Origin of the sequence: Pseudoalteromonas sp. AS71, assembly GCF_038900275.1 — a bacterium.
Taxonomy (GTDB): Bacteria; Pseudomonadota; Gammaproteobacteria; order Enterobacterales; family Alteromonadaceae; genus Pseudoalteromonas.
The window spans coordinates 20,903-35,197 of record NZ_JBBMQZ010000019.1; the positions used below are offsets into that span (position 1 = coordinate 20,903).

Below are 14,295 nucleotides of genomic sequence, written 5' to 3' on the forward strand. Positions count from 1 at the left end.
AGCCTATATTTGGTGATTATTTATCGTCACTAATGCGGCTTGCTACCGCACTGCTTTGATCTTTATACTTTGCGTCTTTACGAATGTTGTAAGGGTTTTCGCATGGGCCTGAAAGCATTTCAAAGCTCATTGCACCAATTTTCATCAGGGGGCGAAGTGCCAGTGGTAATTTACCTGAGTTGTAAAACTCTAAAACAATATTACCGCTCCAGCCTGGGTCGATTCTGTGCGCGGTTACATGCACCATTAACCCTAAACGCGCAAGCGATGAGCGTCCATCTAACCACCCTACTATGTCTGCTGGCAACGTTACTTTTTCGTGTGTAATAGCTAATGCAAGTTCACCTGGGTGTAAAAAGAATGCTTCACCTTCATCAAGCACTATTTCTTCACTCATGATTGATTCCATGGCTTTATTTAACTGATCTTTTGGGCCACTTAAATCGACGTATGCTGCATTATGCGCATTAAAAGTTCTAAATTTATTACCCAAGCGCAAATCGGCAGTCACGCCTGAAATCATCTCGCTCGTTGGCGCAGGCTCAATAACAATGCGACCGTCGCTTAGGTATTCATTAATATGTGTGTCTGAAAGTCTCATTATTTACTAATCTTCCGTAATCACAATTTCAATCGCATTGTGATGCTGTTGATAATAGAGCGTGCTGGCTATAAGCCTCGCTGCTGCGCTGTATGTTTTGCTTATTGCCGCGTCGTTATCGTTGGCAATAAGTTTCCCTTGCTCAGAATACTCGCGTACATCTATTGCAAGAGGAATATGGCTAAGTACGGGTACACCGTGCTTGTGTGCAAGCTTTTGTGCGCCGTCTTTACCAAATACGTGGTTAGCTTCACCACAGTGGCTACAAATGTAGTGACTCATGTTTTCTATTAAGCCTAGCACCGGTACGTTTACTTTATTAAACATGGCAATGCCTTTTTGCGCATCGGCTAGCGCTAAGTCTTGCGGTGTCGTTACAATAACAGTGCCGCTCGCGGGAACTTTTTGACTCATTGTAAGCTGAATATCACCGGTACCTGGTGGCATATCCACAATTAAGTAATCAAGCTCGCCCCAATCAGTCTCGTTAAGTAACTGGCTAAGTGCGCCTGACGCCATTGGTCCGCGCCATACAGTGGCGTCATCGCTTGGCACTAAAAAACCGATTGATTGCGCTTTAATGCCGTTTGCATCAAAAGGCTGTAGCTGTTTGTTATCTTTAGTGGCGGGCTCTGCGCCCACCAAGCCTAAAAGCATTGGAATAGACGGGCCATAAATATCAGCATCTAAAATACCCACCTTTGCGCCTTCGTTTTTAAGGGCGCCCGCCAAATTCACAGCGGTAGTCGACTTACCTACTCCGCCTTTGCCTGAGGCAATAAGCACAATATGTTTAATCGCTTTAAACTTAGCTGCTTCTTTAATGATAACCTTGGCGCTAATTGTTACTGGCACATTTAAGCTTTCACTTACGTGTTGCTCAACTAAAGGCATTTCTGATTGCCCAGCAAATGGCAGGATTAATTTAATATGTAGTGATTTATCGTCATTTTGAGTAATAGTATCAATGAAGCTTTCGTCAATACCGACGGCAAAAGCCGCACTACGATATGCCGCTAAGGCAGTAATAATCGGTTGTTTTTGCACCGATTTAGAAGAGAATAGTTTCGACAGTCCAAACATAGCAATTAAATAGCGTTTCTTTGATGAAAAGTGCCACGGAATTATGTAACATTCAGGGCATTAACACCAGTCAATTAATAAAAATCCATAAGCTGTGCACACTCTAAGCAGATAGCTTGTAGATAAATTAATGATAATTGCCGTTTGTATAATAAAAACGGCGTTTTATCCTCAATTCGGAATGATTATGACGCAGCGAAAGATCCTGATTACCAGCGCATTACCTTATGCAAATGGCCCTACTCACTTAGGTCATTTATTGGAATATATTCAAACTGATATTTGGTCACGTTTTCAAAAGTTACAAGGCCATGAAGCTTATTATGTTTGCGCAGACGATGCCCACGGCACGCCAATTATGCTTAATGCGCAAAAGCAAGGGATCACGCCTGAAGAAATGGTAAAACAAGTGAGCATAGAGCGCCAACGCGACTTTGCTGACTTTAATATCAAATTTGATAACTACCACAGCACCCACAGCCAAGAAAACAAAGAATTTAGCGAACTTATCTATAACCGCCTAAACGATGCCGGTCATATTAAAAAGCACACTATTTCGCAATTATTCGATCCAGAAAAAGGTATTTTCTTACCCGATCGTTTCGTAACAGGTACTTGCCCAACATGTAAGTCTGAAAACCAAAACGGCGATAGCTGTGATTCGTGTGGTGCTACATACAGCCCAACCGAACTCATTAATCCGCGCTCTGTCATGTCGGGCGCTGAGCCTGTGCTTAAAGATTCTGAACATTACTTTTTTGACCTGCCAGCATTTGAAGGCATGTTAAAAGAGTGGCTACACTCGGGCACTATTCAGCAAGAAATGGCTAACAAGCTAGACGAATGGTTTACCGATGGCCTGCAACAGTGGGATATTAGCCGTGATGCGCCTTACTTTGGTTTTGAAATTCCAAATGCACCGGGCAAATACTTTTACGTTTGGTTAGATGCACCTATTGGTTACATGGCGAGCTTTAAAAACCTATGTGACAAAAAAGGCATCAACTTTGATGCGTTTTGGGCTGAAGGTTCAAACGCTGAGCTTTATCACTTTATTGGTAAAGACATCATTTATTTCCACAGCTTATTTTGGCCAGCAATGTTAGAAGGCGCTAATTTTAGAAAGCCAACTAACGTATTCGCTCATGGTTTTGTAACTGTAAATGGCGAAAAAATGTCTAAATCGAAGGGCACGTTTATTAAAGCGCGTACTTATTTAGATAACTTAAACCCAGAGTACTTACGTTACTACTACGCAGCAAAATTAAGCAGCGGTATTGTTGATCTGGATTTAAACCTAGAAGACTTTGCACAGCGCGTAAATTCAGACCTAGTAGGTAAAGTAGTCAACATAGCGAGCCGTTGTGCAGGCTTTATTACTAAAAAGTTTGATGGCAAGCTAAGCAGCACTATTATGCAACCAGAGCTGTTAGCAGAATTTCAAGCGGCTGCACCTAGCATTACAACACACTACGAAAACCGCGATTACAGCCGCGCAATTCGCGAAATAATGACGCTTGCCGACAAGGCAAACCAATTTATTGATGGCGCAGCACCTTGGGTATTAATTAAAGACGAAACTAAGCAACAAGAAGCACACGAAGTGTGTTCTCTTGGTCTTAACTTGTTCCGCGTTTTAATTACTTACTTAAAACCTGTGCTACCAGAAATGGCCGACAACGTACAAACGTTTTTAAATGACGACCTTGCATGGGACAGCGTTCAAAATGCGCTAGTAAGCCACCCTATCAATAAATTCAAACCGTTAATGCAACGTGTTGAAATGGATAAAGTAAATAAAATGGTTGAAGAATCTAAGGAAAGCTTAGCACCAAAAGTAACAATTGACCCTAACAGCCCACTTGCAAAAGAGCCTATTAGCGACGAGATTGAGTTCGATGATTTTGCAAAAGTAGACTTACGCGTAGCTAAGATTGCTAAAGCAGAGCACGTAGAAGGCGCAGATAAACTACTTAAGCTAACACTTGATTTAGGCGGCGAAACTCGCCAGGTGTTTGCGGGTATTAAATCGGCTTATGCACCTGAGGATCTTGAAGGCAAGCTAACCGTTATGGTTGCTAACCTTAAGCCTCGTAAAATGCGCTTTGGTATGTCTGAAGGCATGGTATTAGCAGCAGGCCCTGGCGGAAAAGAAATTTATATTCTTAACCCAGATGACGGCTCAGAGCCTGGTATGCGCGTAATGTAATATTACTCATACAATAAAAACCGCTGATACATCAGCGGTTTTTTTATGGGCAAAAGTAATGTTTAGTCATATATTAAGCCTAGCCGTTTATACAAACGCCTTTGCATTAAATAAAGTGAATTGTAATTATGACCCAAGTTTTAGATACCAACAGAACAAAAGTAAGTAGCCAAATAAAGCAACACAAGTTAGTCGCCATACTGCGCTTAAAACAACAAGCCGATGTAGCACCATTAATTGATTGTTTAGGGCCTGTTTATCTTTCGAGGTTAAATTTGCAGCAGACTGTTTGGTGTTTAGGCAAGGCAGAGCCTATGTAGTGTGGTTATTCCCCATAAATAGGCGATAATGCAGCATAAATGCCAAACAGGCGCTGCCCGAAGGGTTCTGCCTAGGGGCAATTTACTCTTTGTTGCTCGGTTTTTACTTAGCCCACTAGGTTACAAACCTCGCGCCGCGATTAAATAGCCCCTAGATTGAACAAATTTTAATCCTGAAAGGTCAACAGGCCCTAATAAATGCGGGCATAAACTCATTAGAGATCACTTCAAACACACCTGGCTTTGAGCAAGAAATAGCAAAAGCGCGTGCAGCGCATAAAAACGCACTTATTGGTGCAGGTACAATAATAAATACCACCCTTGCCCAGCAAGCTATTGATGCTGGCGCGCAGTTTATCGTAACGCCAAATACCAACAAATTGGTTGTCGAACTCGCCCACCGGCACGGGTTACCCGTACTAATGGGCGCGCTAACACCTACCGATGTAGCAAATGCAATTGAATATAACGCTGATATTATTAAAGTATTTCCTGCTGGCAGTATGGGCGTTGGTTACTTTAAAGCATTAACAGGCCCATTTTCAGAGGCACAACTAATGCCTGTTGGCGGTGTTAATTTAGATAACTTATCACAATGGTTTGAAGCAGGCGCTTGTGGTGCTGCAGTAAGTGGCGATTTTTGTAAGATATTAAATACCGAACAAGAACGTAGTGACCTTACCAAGCTTGTAAAAAACTATATAAGTAAACTGCCTAAATAGGCAGTTATACTTTAACTATAAAATTAATCATCTTTTTTAATTGAGCCTTTTCAATACGCGGTCTTTTCTTGGTAGGTAATAGTTATCGTAATCAAGAGACACTATAACGCGTTCTGCTTTTCCTAATAACTCATTACGCGGAATTAAACCTATGACACGCGAGTCAGCGCTATTGTCGCGGTTATCACCCATTGCTAAATAATAATCATCAGGAATTGTAATTGCATCAAACCCCGATAAACGTGAAGGAATATTTGCCACTCTTATCGAATGCTCTAATCCGTTTAAATCTTCGATTTTATCAAGCGAGTCTATGTTGCTTTGCTTATCTGCATAATTAAGTTTTTTACCATTAATAATGAGCTCATTATTTTCAAGCGCAACGGTGTCTCCTGGCACACCAATTACACGTTTAATTAAACGGTTATCGGCAGCTTGTGAGTCAAAAACAATAATATCACCGGTTTGTGGGTCCGCTAGTTTTAGTAATTTTATGTGCGTAAATGGGACGCGAATATCGTAGGCCATTTTATCAGTAAGTATTCTGTCACCTTCTTGAATTGTTGGCTTCATTGAGCCTGTTGGCACTTCGTACCAATCAGCAACAGCGCTTCTAAATACGCTCATCAGTGCAATAAATACGATAAGAGAGCGGTTATTTTTCCAAAACTTATAAACTAATTTCATGCCTATTCCCTTCAATTGAACAAGTCTTTAATTGAGTAACTGTTTATATGACTTTGCTAATTAGCTGCAGTTCAATCAATGATGTAACAAAACATGTTTACTCAAAATATAAATGATCGATTAAATTTAGAGCGTCGTAACATTTAACGAAACCAACGGGTATTAACTTAAAGGAAAATAAAATGTTTAAGAAAATTACTACTGCATTATTGTTTACAACTGCAAGCCTTGGATTTACTTCAGCGGCTTATGCTGATCATCACGGTATGAAAAAAGACGTTGTTGAAGTAGCCGTTGAAAATGGTTCGTTTACTACCCTTGTTGCTGCTGTAAAAGCCGCAGGCTTAGTTGAAACGCTGCAAGGTAAAGGACCCTTTACTATTTTTGCACCAACAGATGCTGCATTTTCTAAATTACCTGAAGGCACTGTTGAAATGCTACTCAAGCCTGAAAACAAAGATAAGCTTACGGCGGTATTAACTTATCACGTATTGTCTGGAAAAGTGATGGCAGCCGATGTAATGAAGGTAGATAGCGCTAAAACACTACAAGGCCAATCAGTTATGGTTAAAGCCGACAGTATGGGCGTAATGATAAATGACGCTAAAGTTGTAAAAGCTGATGTAAAAGCAAGCAATGGCGTAATTCATGTTATCGACACAGTACTACTTCCAAAAGAGTAGTCATAAAAGAATAAGCCAAATAAAAAAGCATAAGTAAGTACTTATGCTTTTTTATTTATTTTTTTCATCACATAACAAATTATTGATTTAGTTTTTCTTTCGCTTCTTTTACTTTTTCAAAATCTAAACCAAGTTCGTCAGTCGCTTCTTTAATAAGGTGCGGTTGAGTCATTACTACTGCCATTAGTTGCTGTAGTTTTTCTGGCGGAATACCAAGCTCTTGAACAAGCGCCATTGCCATCATTGGGTTTTGAGTAAACGCTTCAAACAATGCTTTTACTTTTTCGTCGCTTACATTGTGCTCTTTAAGTATTGCTAGTATTGGATTCATTATTAAACCTTAAGTGTTTTTTGTAGGGCTTAGTATATGGGCTAAACCCTAAAATTAAAGAGTTACTCTACAAGTAAAACCACTTTTCCTGCGTTTTCATTACGCTCTAAAATAGCATGGGCTTCGTTTGCGTCGCTCCAATTCAATGTTTTATACAGGTTAAAGTCGTACTTTTTAGTGGCAATATCATTGTAAAAGCGTGCTACAAAGTCGTCGCGTACTTGGCGTTTAAAATCAATGCTGCGGTTTCTAAGTGTTGATGCATGAAACGAAATACGTTTGCGTAAAAGCGCCGCAAAATCAACCTCTGCAAAACGTCCATCTAAAAATGCAAGCATCACAATTTGGCAATCCATCGCTGCAATAGCGGCATTTTTATTTAAGTAACTCCCCGACACCGGATCTACAATTGCATTTGCTGTTAAGTCATTTGCTTTCATATATTCTACAAAGTCGGTGGTTTTGTAGTTAATTGCATGATCGGCACCGAGTTCTTTTGCGTGTTGGCATTTTTCGTCAGTACCTGCGGTAATAACAACGGTAGCACCTGCGCTTTTAGCCATTTGAATTGCTGCACCGCCCACACCACTAGCACCTGCATGAATAAGCGCTGTTTGCCCTTTTTGCAATTTACCAAGCTCAAATAACGCGCCAAATGCTGTTAGGTACACTTCGCTTATTGCAGCGCCTTCAGCCATTGTTACATCATCGGGTAATTCCATAAGCTGCTTTGCATCAACGGCTACATATTCACTGTAAGCGCCGCCTGAGCACAACGTAAAAATACGTTTGTTTAGCCAAGTGTTATCTACATCTTTACCGAGCTCGGTGACTGTACCCGCACATTCTAAACCTAAAATAGGGCTATCTCCCGCAGGGGCCGGGTACTTACCTTGGCGCTGCATGCTGTCTGCACGGTTTACACCTATTGCTGCAACTTTAACAAGTACTTCATGGCTCTTTAAAACCGGTTTTTCGGTTTCACTAAATGCAAGATTACCATCTTCATGAGAAATATATTTCATTGTTGCTCCAAGTTTAAAAACTGTAATAACATATAGATGGGGATGAACACAGGTTCAAACAACCTCAAAAGCGCCAACTTTGTTTGTAAGGATAAACATCGGGTAGATAACCATTATGTACTTGTTGCTGACAACCTTGCCAAAACGTCGCTAAAAACAAGTTACTGTGCTTATTATTAAAATAATTAAACGCAATCTCGTTGGCGCTAAAAAACACCTTAAATTGGCTCGGAAATATATCGTTTTCAGCTATATCAAAATACGAGTTTCTACTTAGCTCTTCAAGTGCATTTTGGGTTTGTGGCACCTCTCTAAAGTTGCAATCGGTTAGTGGGCAAATTTCGTCAAAGTCATAAAACACAACTCGCCCCCATCGCGTTACGCCAAAGTTTTTCATTAGCATGTCGCCCGGAAATATATTAGCACCCGCTAATTCTTTAATTGCTTTACCGTAGTCATGCATAACTCGTTCTAAGGTTTTGTTATCGCATTGGGTAATATATAAATTAAGCGGAGTCATTTTACGCTCAACATAAACGTGCTTTAAAATAAGTGCCTTGCCAGATATAACCATACTGCTGCCAATTTGGCTTTTCATCTGCTCAAGCAGTTCATCGCTAAAACGGCTTAAATCAAACGCTAAATATCTAAATTCGTGTGTGTCGACCAAACGACCAACCCTATCGGCTTGTTTTACAAAGTTATACTTTTCTTTCACCTGTGCTTTGGTGGCTGTTTTTGGCGCACTAAATTTGTCTTTTATTACTTTATAAACGTAATCTAGCCCTTCAATAGTAAATACCAGCATTACCATACCTGGCGTCCCTGGTGCTGTAACATACTTGAAGTTGGCTGGGCTATTTTTAGTCGTATCAACCTTGTGCCGATAAAACTCAGTTTTGGCGTGCTTTATGAAACCAATGGCGTTAAATAATTCAAAGCGTTGTTTGTGTGGCATTAACACACTTAAGTAATCTACATAACGAGCGGGTTTATCGGTATCAACCATAAAATAGGTGCGTGCAAAACCAAATAATAAACTTAATTGATCGGCGCCCATCATTACAGCATCAATCTTTAGTCCCTCATCGGTATTTAAAATAGCGATAGCAAAAGGCATGTTGTCGCCATTTTTAGCAATGCAGCGCCCAATTAAATAACAGGCTTTGTTTCTAAAAAATAATGAATTGGCGTATTCAATATAACCGTCGTTTAAATTTATAAGTTCGTACACCTGTTTGCATTGCTGCTTAGCGCCTTGCATTAACGTACTTTGTAATGTGGCTACATCGCGTTCTAACTGGCTAAACGGCACTCTAAATACTTGATTAGTGATAAGCGTTTTAACGGCATTATTAAACCCATTATGGAGCGATACCCTGCTCACTAAGCTTTCATAAGAGCGCGGCTCACTACGATACTTTGCTTTTAATACAAACAAATGCACAGTACGAATTTTTTTATCGTCCCAAATTGCGCCAAACGTTGAGTTAAAAAAGGTATGCGCAATAGGTTTATTTTCGTGATTTTGTACCATATCGCCATAAATATTTTTAGCTAATTGCCACGTTTGCGGGCAAGTAAGTTCAGCGTAAGCAATAACTCTCACGGCTTCACTCACGTTTTTTACTTCGCGCTCGTAAACCTGTAAACGTTCACGCATAGCACTTTGCACACTGTGGTACTTTCGTTGTTCAAAACGGCTTTGTGCACCCAGTGTAATATTTAAAAATTGTGAAAACATCGCCTCAAATCCAGCAAAAACAGATCGTGCAAGCTTCCTGGCTACAACATGTTGTAGCGCATTATTCGATTGATTTGTTAACCTATTTTGCATAAATACAGCACTTATATTGATGCCAGTTATGGCGGTTATTTTTTATTAATGGTTTACACCTTAGCAAGCAGGCTTTAATTTAGATAATTAATAAAGCATATAATTTAAATTGATCATATGAATATAAGAAACGTCGATCTCAATCTTTTAGTTTACTTAAATGTACTCATTGATGAAAAAAGTGTGTCGAAAGCTGCAAATAAGCTCGCGCTTACGCAACCTGCTATGAGTAACGCATTAAAACGTTTGCGCGATTTATTTGACGACCCGCTACTTGTGCGTGCCGCAGGCTCTATGACACCAACAGCAAAGGCACTTGCATTAAAGCCTGAAGTTGAGGCGCTCTTAAAAATGGCCGAAGCAATTACGCAGCCTAGTGATCAATTTAACCCTGCAACCGCAGAAGTTACGTTTAGAATAATGGCAAACGACTACATAGAGTCGACCTTAATAGCCCCTTTTATAACCGCGCAGCTTAGTAAAAGTCCTGGTATTAATTTTGATGTATTAAGCCCAAGCGACGTTAACCTGCAAGACATGGAAAAAGGCACTATTGATTTAGCAATAAACCGCTTTAATGGCCTTCCACGCTCGTTTCATCAAGCCAGTGTTTGGCGCGATAATTACTGTTGTTTAACCCATCCTAAAAATACATTTTTACACCAATCAGGGTTAGAAGACTACTTACAAAAAGAACACATTTGGGTAAACCGTGCCGGCTGGGGGCCAGAGGCCGCTGTTACTAATAAATCAGGAAAGCAAAAATTAGGCTGGGTAGACGAAGCGCTTTGGCAGCTAGAACAAACTCGTAAAATTCGTGTGTTCACTCGCCACTATATGGTTGCAAGCCTGCTTTGCCAATCAGAGCAACTTATTGCCACCCTACCACGTCGCCAAGCTAAATTATTGACCTCTCATACTGATTTAGTAATCAGCCCTGTGCCATTTCAAATAGTGCCTATTGAGGTAAAAATGATATGGAGTCCACTGCTACACCATGCGCCAGCACATCAATGGTTAAGGCGTGAGTTGTTAGCATTTGCTAAAACGATTGCAGATAGGTAACTAAATATGAATTGTTTATCCATTTACTTAGGATCTGCTGACCTTTTAAGGTTGAATTTTCAGCAGCCTGTTTGGTATTTAGGCTAGACAAAGCTTAAGTAGTGAGGCTTTCCCCTTAAATAGGCGATAACGTAGCATTAGTGCCAAACAGACGCTGCCCAAAGGGCTCTTCCTAGGGGCTCTTTACTCTTTGTTGCTCAGTTTTTACTTAACCCACTAGGCTACAAATCTCGCGCCGTGATTAAATAGCCCTTAGTTGTTAACACTACAGTTAATCAGTAGAATTAGTAAATAATCTGGGCTCTGATTAAATAGTTTGAAGTTCTGCTTACAGTCATTAAGTCAAACACCGACTCTATATAATAAAAACTTAAGGACGCATTCTTATAAATATTGATTACTCTACTTATTCAGTTAGTGAATTAAACGAAGCACTTGAAAGTATTGATGCGCATAAATATCCAGAAAACTACAAACGACTTAAAGATGAATTAGCTAAACCAAATCGTGACGAGCCGAAAGCTGCGCAACAAATAGTAATAGTTGAAAATAACACTAAGAAAACAAGTAAAGCGCTCCTGTGTATTGTTTTAGGTTTGTTTATCCTTTTACGCAGCTATTTTAACTACGAAAGTGGTGTAATTTATAAGAGATACAATGGGCCGGCAGTGGCATCTTTAGAAAGTAGCCCGAAAAAGTTTTATTTATTTCTTTTTTTCACAATGGGTGGCGGAGGTTTTATTACGGCATATGGTATTCATACTTTATTTTCTAAAAAAAGAAGACAATGATAAACAAACTTAATAATAAGAATAACGATACTGCAAATAAAATTTTTGCTGTATTTCAAAAATCCTATGCTATTGAGGCTAAACTGATCGGCGCGCTTAACTTTCCTCCCCTAGCGCGTAATGTTAAAGGTATAAAAAAGTCAGAAACAACCTTTTATAGCTACAGCGAAAATGAATGCTTAGCAGCAGTTATTGAAGTAGATATAAACAACGAGTGTCTAGATATTTGTAGTTTAACCGTTGACCCTAGCTATTTTAAAAAGGGTATCGCAAGTAAGCTAATAAATTATGTTTTAGCAATGGATGATTTATCTCATGCAATAGTGGAGACTGCGGTTGCTAATACTCCTGCAATAAACTTATATAAAAAGCATGGTTTCGTGGAATTTAAAAGATGGACTCCTTCACATGGTATTGAAAAGCTGGCTATGTCGGTCGTAATTTAAATCAGTATTTCAAAATAGGTAATTTATAAATGGATAGTGCATCAATAATTGCGTGGAGTGTTTTGTTTGGTGGCATAGGTATTGGCTACCTTACTTACGGGCGAAGAAAAAAAGCCGTAGTACCACTTTGTATTGGTTTATCGTTATTAGTGTTTCCGTACTTTATGACCAGTGTAAGTATGTTGCTTATTGTAGGCGCTATTTTAGTTGCCATTCCCTACTTTGTTAAAATTTAACATTACTACTGTTATTGCTAAGGCTAAATAAAATACACGCGAAAAATAAAAAAGCGCCATGGTATTCAACTTTGGGAAAATACCATGGCGCTTTTGGGGTAGTAGAAATAGGAATGTACCTACACTGCATGACTAGCAAGCTTAGTACCAACTTCATGAAACAATTAAAGTTCAATAAAAACAATTAATTAATATATGTTCTCGATACCTCTTTTATTTCCCTTGTTCCAATTTTGTGCACGCTGCCACGAATTTGCACCAAATTAATTGGCATTATTTAAGGTTGTTTCAGCATTCTATTAACCATTAAATCTTATTATTGATAAAATCAATATCAGTTATTGAAAACAACAATTTTATTAATAATACACTTAGCGCTAGAGTGAAGTTAAGCCAACAAACTAAGAGTAATTATTATGACAACAACTTCTTTCACACGCCAAGATGGATTATTCATCGATGCTAACTTGCATCAGTTCATTGAAGAGCAGTTATGCACTAAAGCTAACACCACTGAAACTTACCAAGCATTAGCTACTTTAGTTGATGAGTTTGGTTGTAAATGCCGCAAAACAAAACATCAACCTAATGATGTATTAGAGGTAGATACATTATTAAACGCATACCAACTTAAAAATCATCCACTTTGCCATGTTGATGCACAAACTACGGAAGCCGTTTTAGACGAATATTGCTGCCAGGTTCCTGCAATTATTGTTGTTGCATTAATGGATACGCTTAGTGGTACTCAGTGCGATGAACCTGAGGCACATGAGATTTATCATCGTGCAGCGCAGTTAACCAACCGCCCTTGTATGCACAGAGTAAAAACTGCTTCAGCAGCTTAATAATGGATGTATTTAAAAGTGCTCGATAACCTTCTTTGCAAAGCCAGTACAAGTTAAGGTTGTCGAGTTATGAATTCGTGAGTTATCGGTGTGTTCTTGCGCTAAATCAAAGGTTACTTCACCGCTTTTAAATGTTTGCTCTAACGCATTTTCTATGAGTAGTGCGGCTTCGTTCCACCCCATAAATTTAAGCATTAATACCGCACTTAAAATACTACTGCTGGGGTTTGCTTTATTTTGCCCTGCTATACGTTCAAACGTGCCATGCGTAGGCTCAAAAAATGCGACATCGTTATTTAAATTTGCAGCGGGCATTATGCCAACACCGCCAACTTGTGCACTGAGCATATCCGCTAAAAAGTCACCATTTTGATTAGTCGTCACCACTACATCAAATTGCTCTGGGTGCATTAAACATTGCTGCAGCATGTTATCGGCTATGACTTCTTTAATAATTAAGGGCGCTTGATGTGCTCGCTCTATTTGCAACCAACGCCCATTTTCATGTGCAGTGGCATTAAATTCGTTTTGTGCAAGTGCAAACCCCCAACGCTTGAATGCCCCATCGGTAAATTTAAGTACATTGCCTTTATGCACTAGCGTTAACGATTCACTATCGTTTTTTATTGCATAGTTAATGGCATAACGCACTAATCGCTCAGAGCCTTCTTTGGATATATTTTTAATACCAATTCCGCACTCTTGTGAAAACCTTAACCGGGTTACACCCATTTCCTCACATAAAAAATCGAGCATTTTTTCACTTTCTACACTGCCTGCTTGCCACTCAATACCTGAGTACACGTCTTCGCTGCTATCACGAAGTACTGTTATGTTTGTTAAAAAAGGATTTTTTAAAGGAGAAGGAAGTGCGCTAAAGCCTTTTATAGTGCGCATATTTACAAACAAATCCATTTCTTGCCTGAGTGCAACATTAAGCGATCGAAATCCACCACCCAGTGGTGTGGTTAACGGCCCTTTTATGGCAATTTTACAGGCACGTACTGCGTTAATTGTTTCTTGTGGAAACCAATCACCGTCATACAGCTTTGCGGCCTGCTCGCCATTATAAACTTGCATCCAATGAATTTTCCGTGCGCTTTTATAACAATGCTCAATTGCACTATCAACAACGTGGCGCATTACCGGCATAACATCTAGACCCACGCCATCGCCATCAATAAAAGCTATGATAGGTTCTAACGGTATTTGCCAGTCTCCTTGCGCATTAATAGTGATATTTTGGCCGTGTTCAGGAACTTGAATATGCTGATACGTCATGGCTAAAACCTAACTTAAAATAACGATTAATTGATTAAACCATGCTTAGCTAGGAGTGTCTGTATTTGTACTTTTATAGTTACTATCATTTAAAAAAATAAAGAATTAGGCGTGATTATTTATCCATTTA

Annotated in this window: 15 protein-coding genes; 8 read left to right on the forward strand and 7 right to left on the reverse strand. The window is 39.5% G+C overall.

What is annotated here, in order from left to right; all coding sequences use genetic code 11:
* Positions 1-16: 16 nt before the first annotated feature.
* Together dcd and apbC are read right to left on the reverse strand one after the other, a co-directional pair.
* Positions 17-601, reverse strand: a complete 585-nt coding sequence (gene dcd, locus WNY98_RS14645; RefSeq protein WP_076923901.1) for a dCTP deaminase — start codon at positions 599-601, stop codon at positions 17-19.
* Positions 602-607: 6 nt separating this feature from the next.
* Complete coding sequence (gene apbC / locus WNY98_RS14650; protein ID WP_342878239.1) at positions 608-1,684, reverse strand: iron-sulfur cluster carrier protein ApbC; 1,077 nt, start codon at positions 1,682-1,684, stop codon at positions 608-610.
* Between the two features lie 187 nt (positions 1,685-1,871).
* Between apbC and metG the strand changes: the two genes are divergently transcribed.
* From metG to WNY98_RS14665, 3 genes are all read left to right on the forward strand, one after another.
* Positions 1,872-3,893, forward strand: coding sequence for a methionine--tRNA ligase (metG, locus tag WNY98_RS14655; protein WP_342878240.1), 2,022 nt, complete (start codon positions 1,872-1,874; stop codon positions 3,891-3,893).
* A 128-nt stretch (positions 3,894-4,021) separates the two neighbouring features.
* The gene (locus tag WNY98_RS14660; RefSeq protein WP_342878241.1) at positions 4,022-4,213 is read left to right on the forward strand and encodes a hypothetical protein; all 192 of its coding nucleotides are present in this window, start codon (positions 4,022-4,024) and stop codon (positions 4,211-4,213) included.
* A 155-nt stretch (positions 4,214-4,368) separates the two neighbouring features.
* Positions 4,369-4,935 (forward strand): bifunctional 4-hydroxy-2-oxoglutarate aldolase/2-dehydro-3-deoxy-phosphogluconate aldolase, encoded by a 567-nt coding sequence (locus WNY98_RS14665; protein WP_342878287.1) that lies wholly within the window; start codon positions 4,369-4,371, stop codon positions 4,933-4,935.
* A 36-nt stretch (positions 4,936-4,971) separates the two neighbouring features.
* Here WNY98_RS14665 and lepB read toward each other — a convergent pair whose 3' ends face one another.
* Complete coding sequence (lepB, locus tag WNY98_RS14670) at positions 4,972-5,622, reverse strand: signal peptidase I (protein WP_342878242.1); 651 nt, start codon at positions 5,620-5,622, stop codon at positions 4,972-4,974.
* A gap of 182 nt (positions 5,623-5,804) precedes the next feature.
* Here lepB and WNY98_RS14675 point away from each other — a divergent pair, with 182 nt between their 5' ends.
* Positions 5,805-6,305, forward strand: a complete 501-nt coding sequence (locus tag WNY98_RS14675; protein WP_342878243.1) for a fasciclin domain-containing protein — start codon at positions 5,805-5,807, stop codon at positions 6,303-6,305.
* Between the two features lie 79 nt (positions 6,306-6,384).
* Here WNY98_RS14675 and WNY98_RS14680 read toward each other — a convergent pair whose 3' ends face one another.
* From WNY98_RS14680 to aceK, 3 genes are all read right to left on the reverse strand, one after another.
* A complete protein-coding gene (locus tag WNY98_RS14680; protein WP_007582532.1) occupies positions 6,385-6,636 on the reverse strand; it encodes a DUF2999 family protein in 252 nt (83 codons plus the stop codon).
* A 62-nt stretch (positions 6,637-6,698) separates the two neighbouring features.
* Positions 6,699-7,661, reverse strand: a complete 963-nt coding sequence (locus WNY98_RS14685) for a zinc-binding dehydrogenase (RefSeq protein ID WP_342878244.1) — start codon at positions 7,659-7,661, stop codon at positions 6,699-6,701.
* Positions 7,662-7,725: 64 nt separating this feature from the next.
* Positions 7,726-9,498 (reverse strand): bifunctional isocitrate dehydrogenase kinase/phosphatase, encoded by a 1,773-nt coding sequence (gene aceK / locus WNY98_RS14690; protein WP_076923895.1) that lies wholly within the window; start codon positions 9,496-9,498, stop codon positions 7,726-7,728.
* 117 nt (positions 9,499-9,615) lie between these two features.
* On the opposite strand from aceK, the gene WNY98_RS14695 reads away from it, so the two are divergent.
* From WNY98_RS14695 to WNY98_RS14710, 4 genes are all read left to right on the forward strand, one after another.
* Positions 9,616-10,563, forward strand: a complete 948-nt coding sequence (locus tag WNY98_RS14695) for a LysR family transcriptional regulator (RefSeq protein ID WP_342878245.1) — start codon at positions 9,616-9,618, stop codon at positions 10,561-10,563.
* Positions 10,564-11,350: 787 nt separating this feature from the next.
* A complete protein-coding gene (locus tag WNY98_RS14700) occupies positions 11,351-11,800 on the forward strand; it encodes a GNAT family N-acetyltransferase (protein WP_342878246.1) in 450 nt (149 codons plus the stop codon).
* A gap of 29 nt (positions 11,801-11,829) precedes the next feature.
* Positions 11,830-12,036, forward strand: a complete 207-nt coding sequence (locus WNY98_RS14705; protein ID WP_007582523.1) for a hypothetical protein — start codon at positions 11,830-11,832, stop codon at positions 12,034-12,036.
* Positions 12,037-12,452: 416 nt separating this feature from the next.
* Complete coding sequence (locus tag WNY98_RS14710) at positions 12,453-12,884, forward strand: hypothetical protein (RefSeq protein WP_076923892.1); 432 nt, start codon at positions 12,453-12,455, stop codon at positions 12,882-12,884.
* A 12-nt stretch (positions 12,885-12,896) separates the two neighbouring features.
* Here the strand turns inward: WNY98_RS14710 and icd are convergent, their stop codons facing one another.
* Positions 12,897-14,165 carry an NADP-dependent isocitrate dehydrogenase gene (gene icd, locus WNY98_RS14715; RefSeq protein WP_342878247.1) on the reverse strand — a complete coding sequence of 423 codons (1,269 nt, stop codon included), beginning with the start codon at positions 14,163-14,165 and terminating at the stop codon, positions 12,897-12,899.
* Positions 14,166-14,295 lie beyond the last annotated feature (130 nt).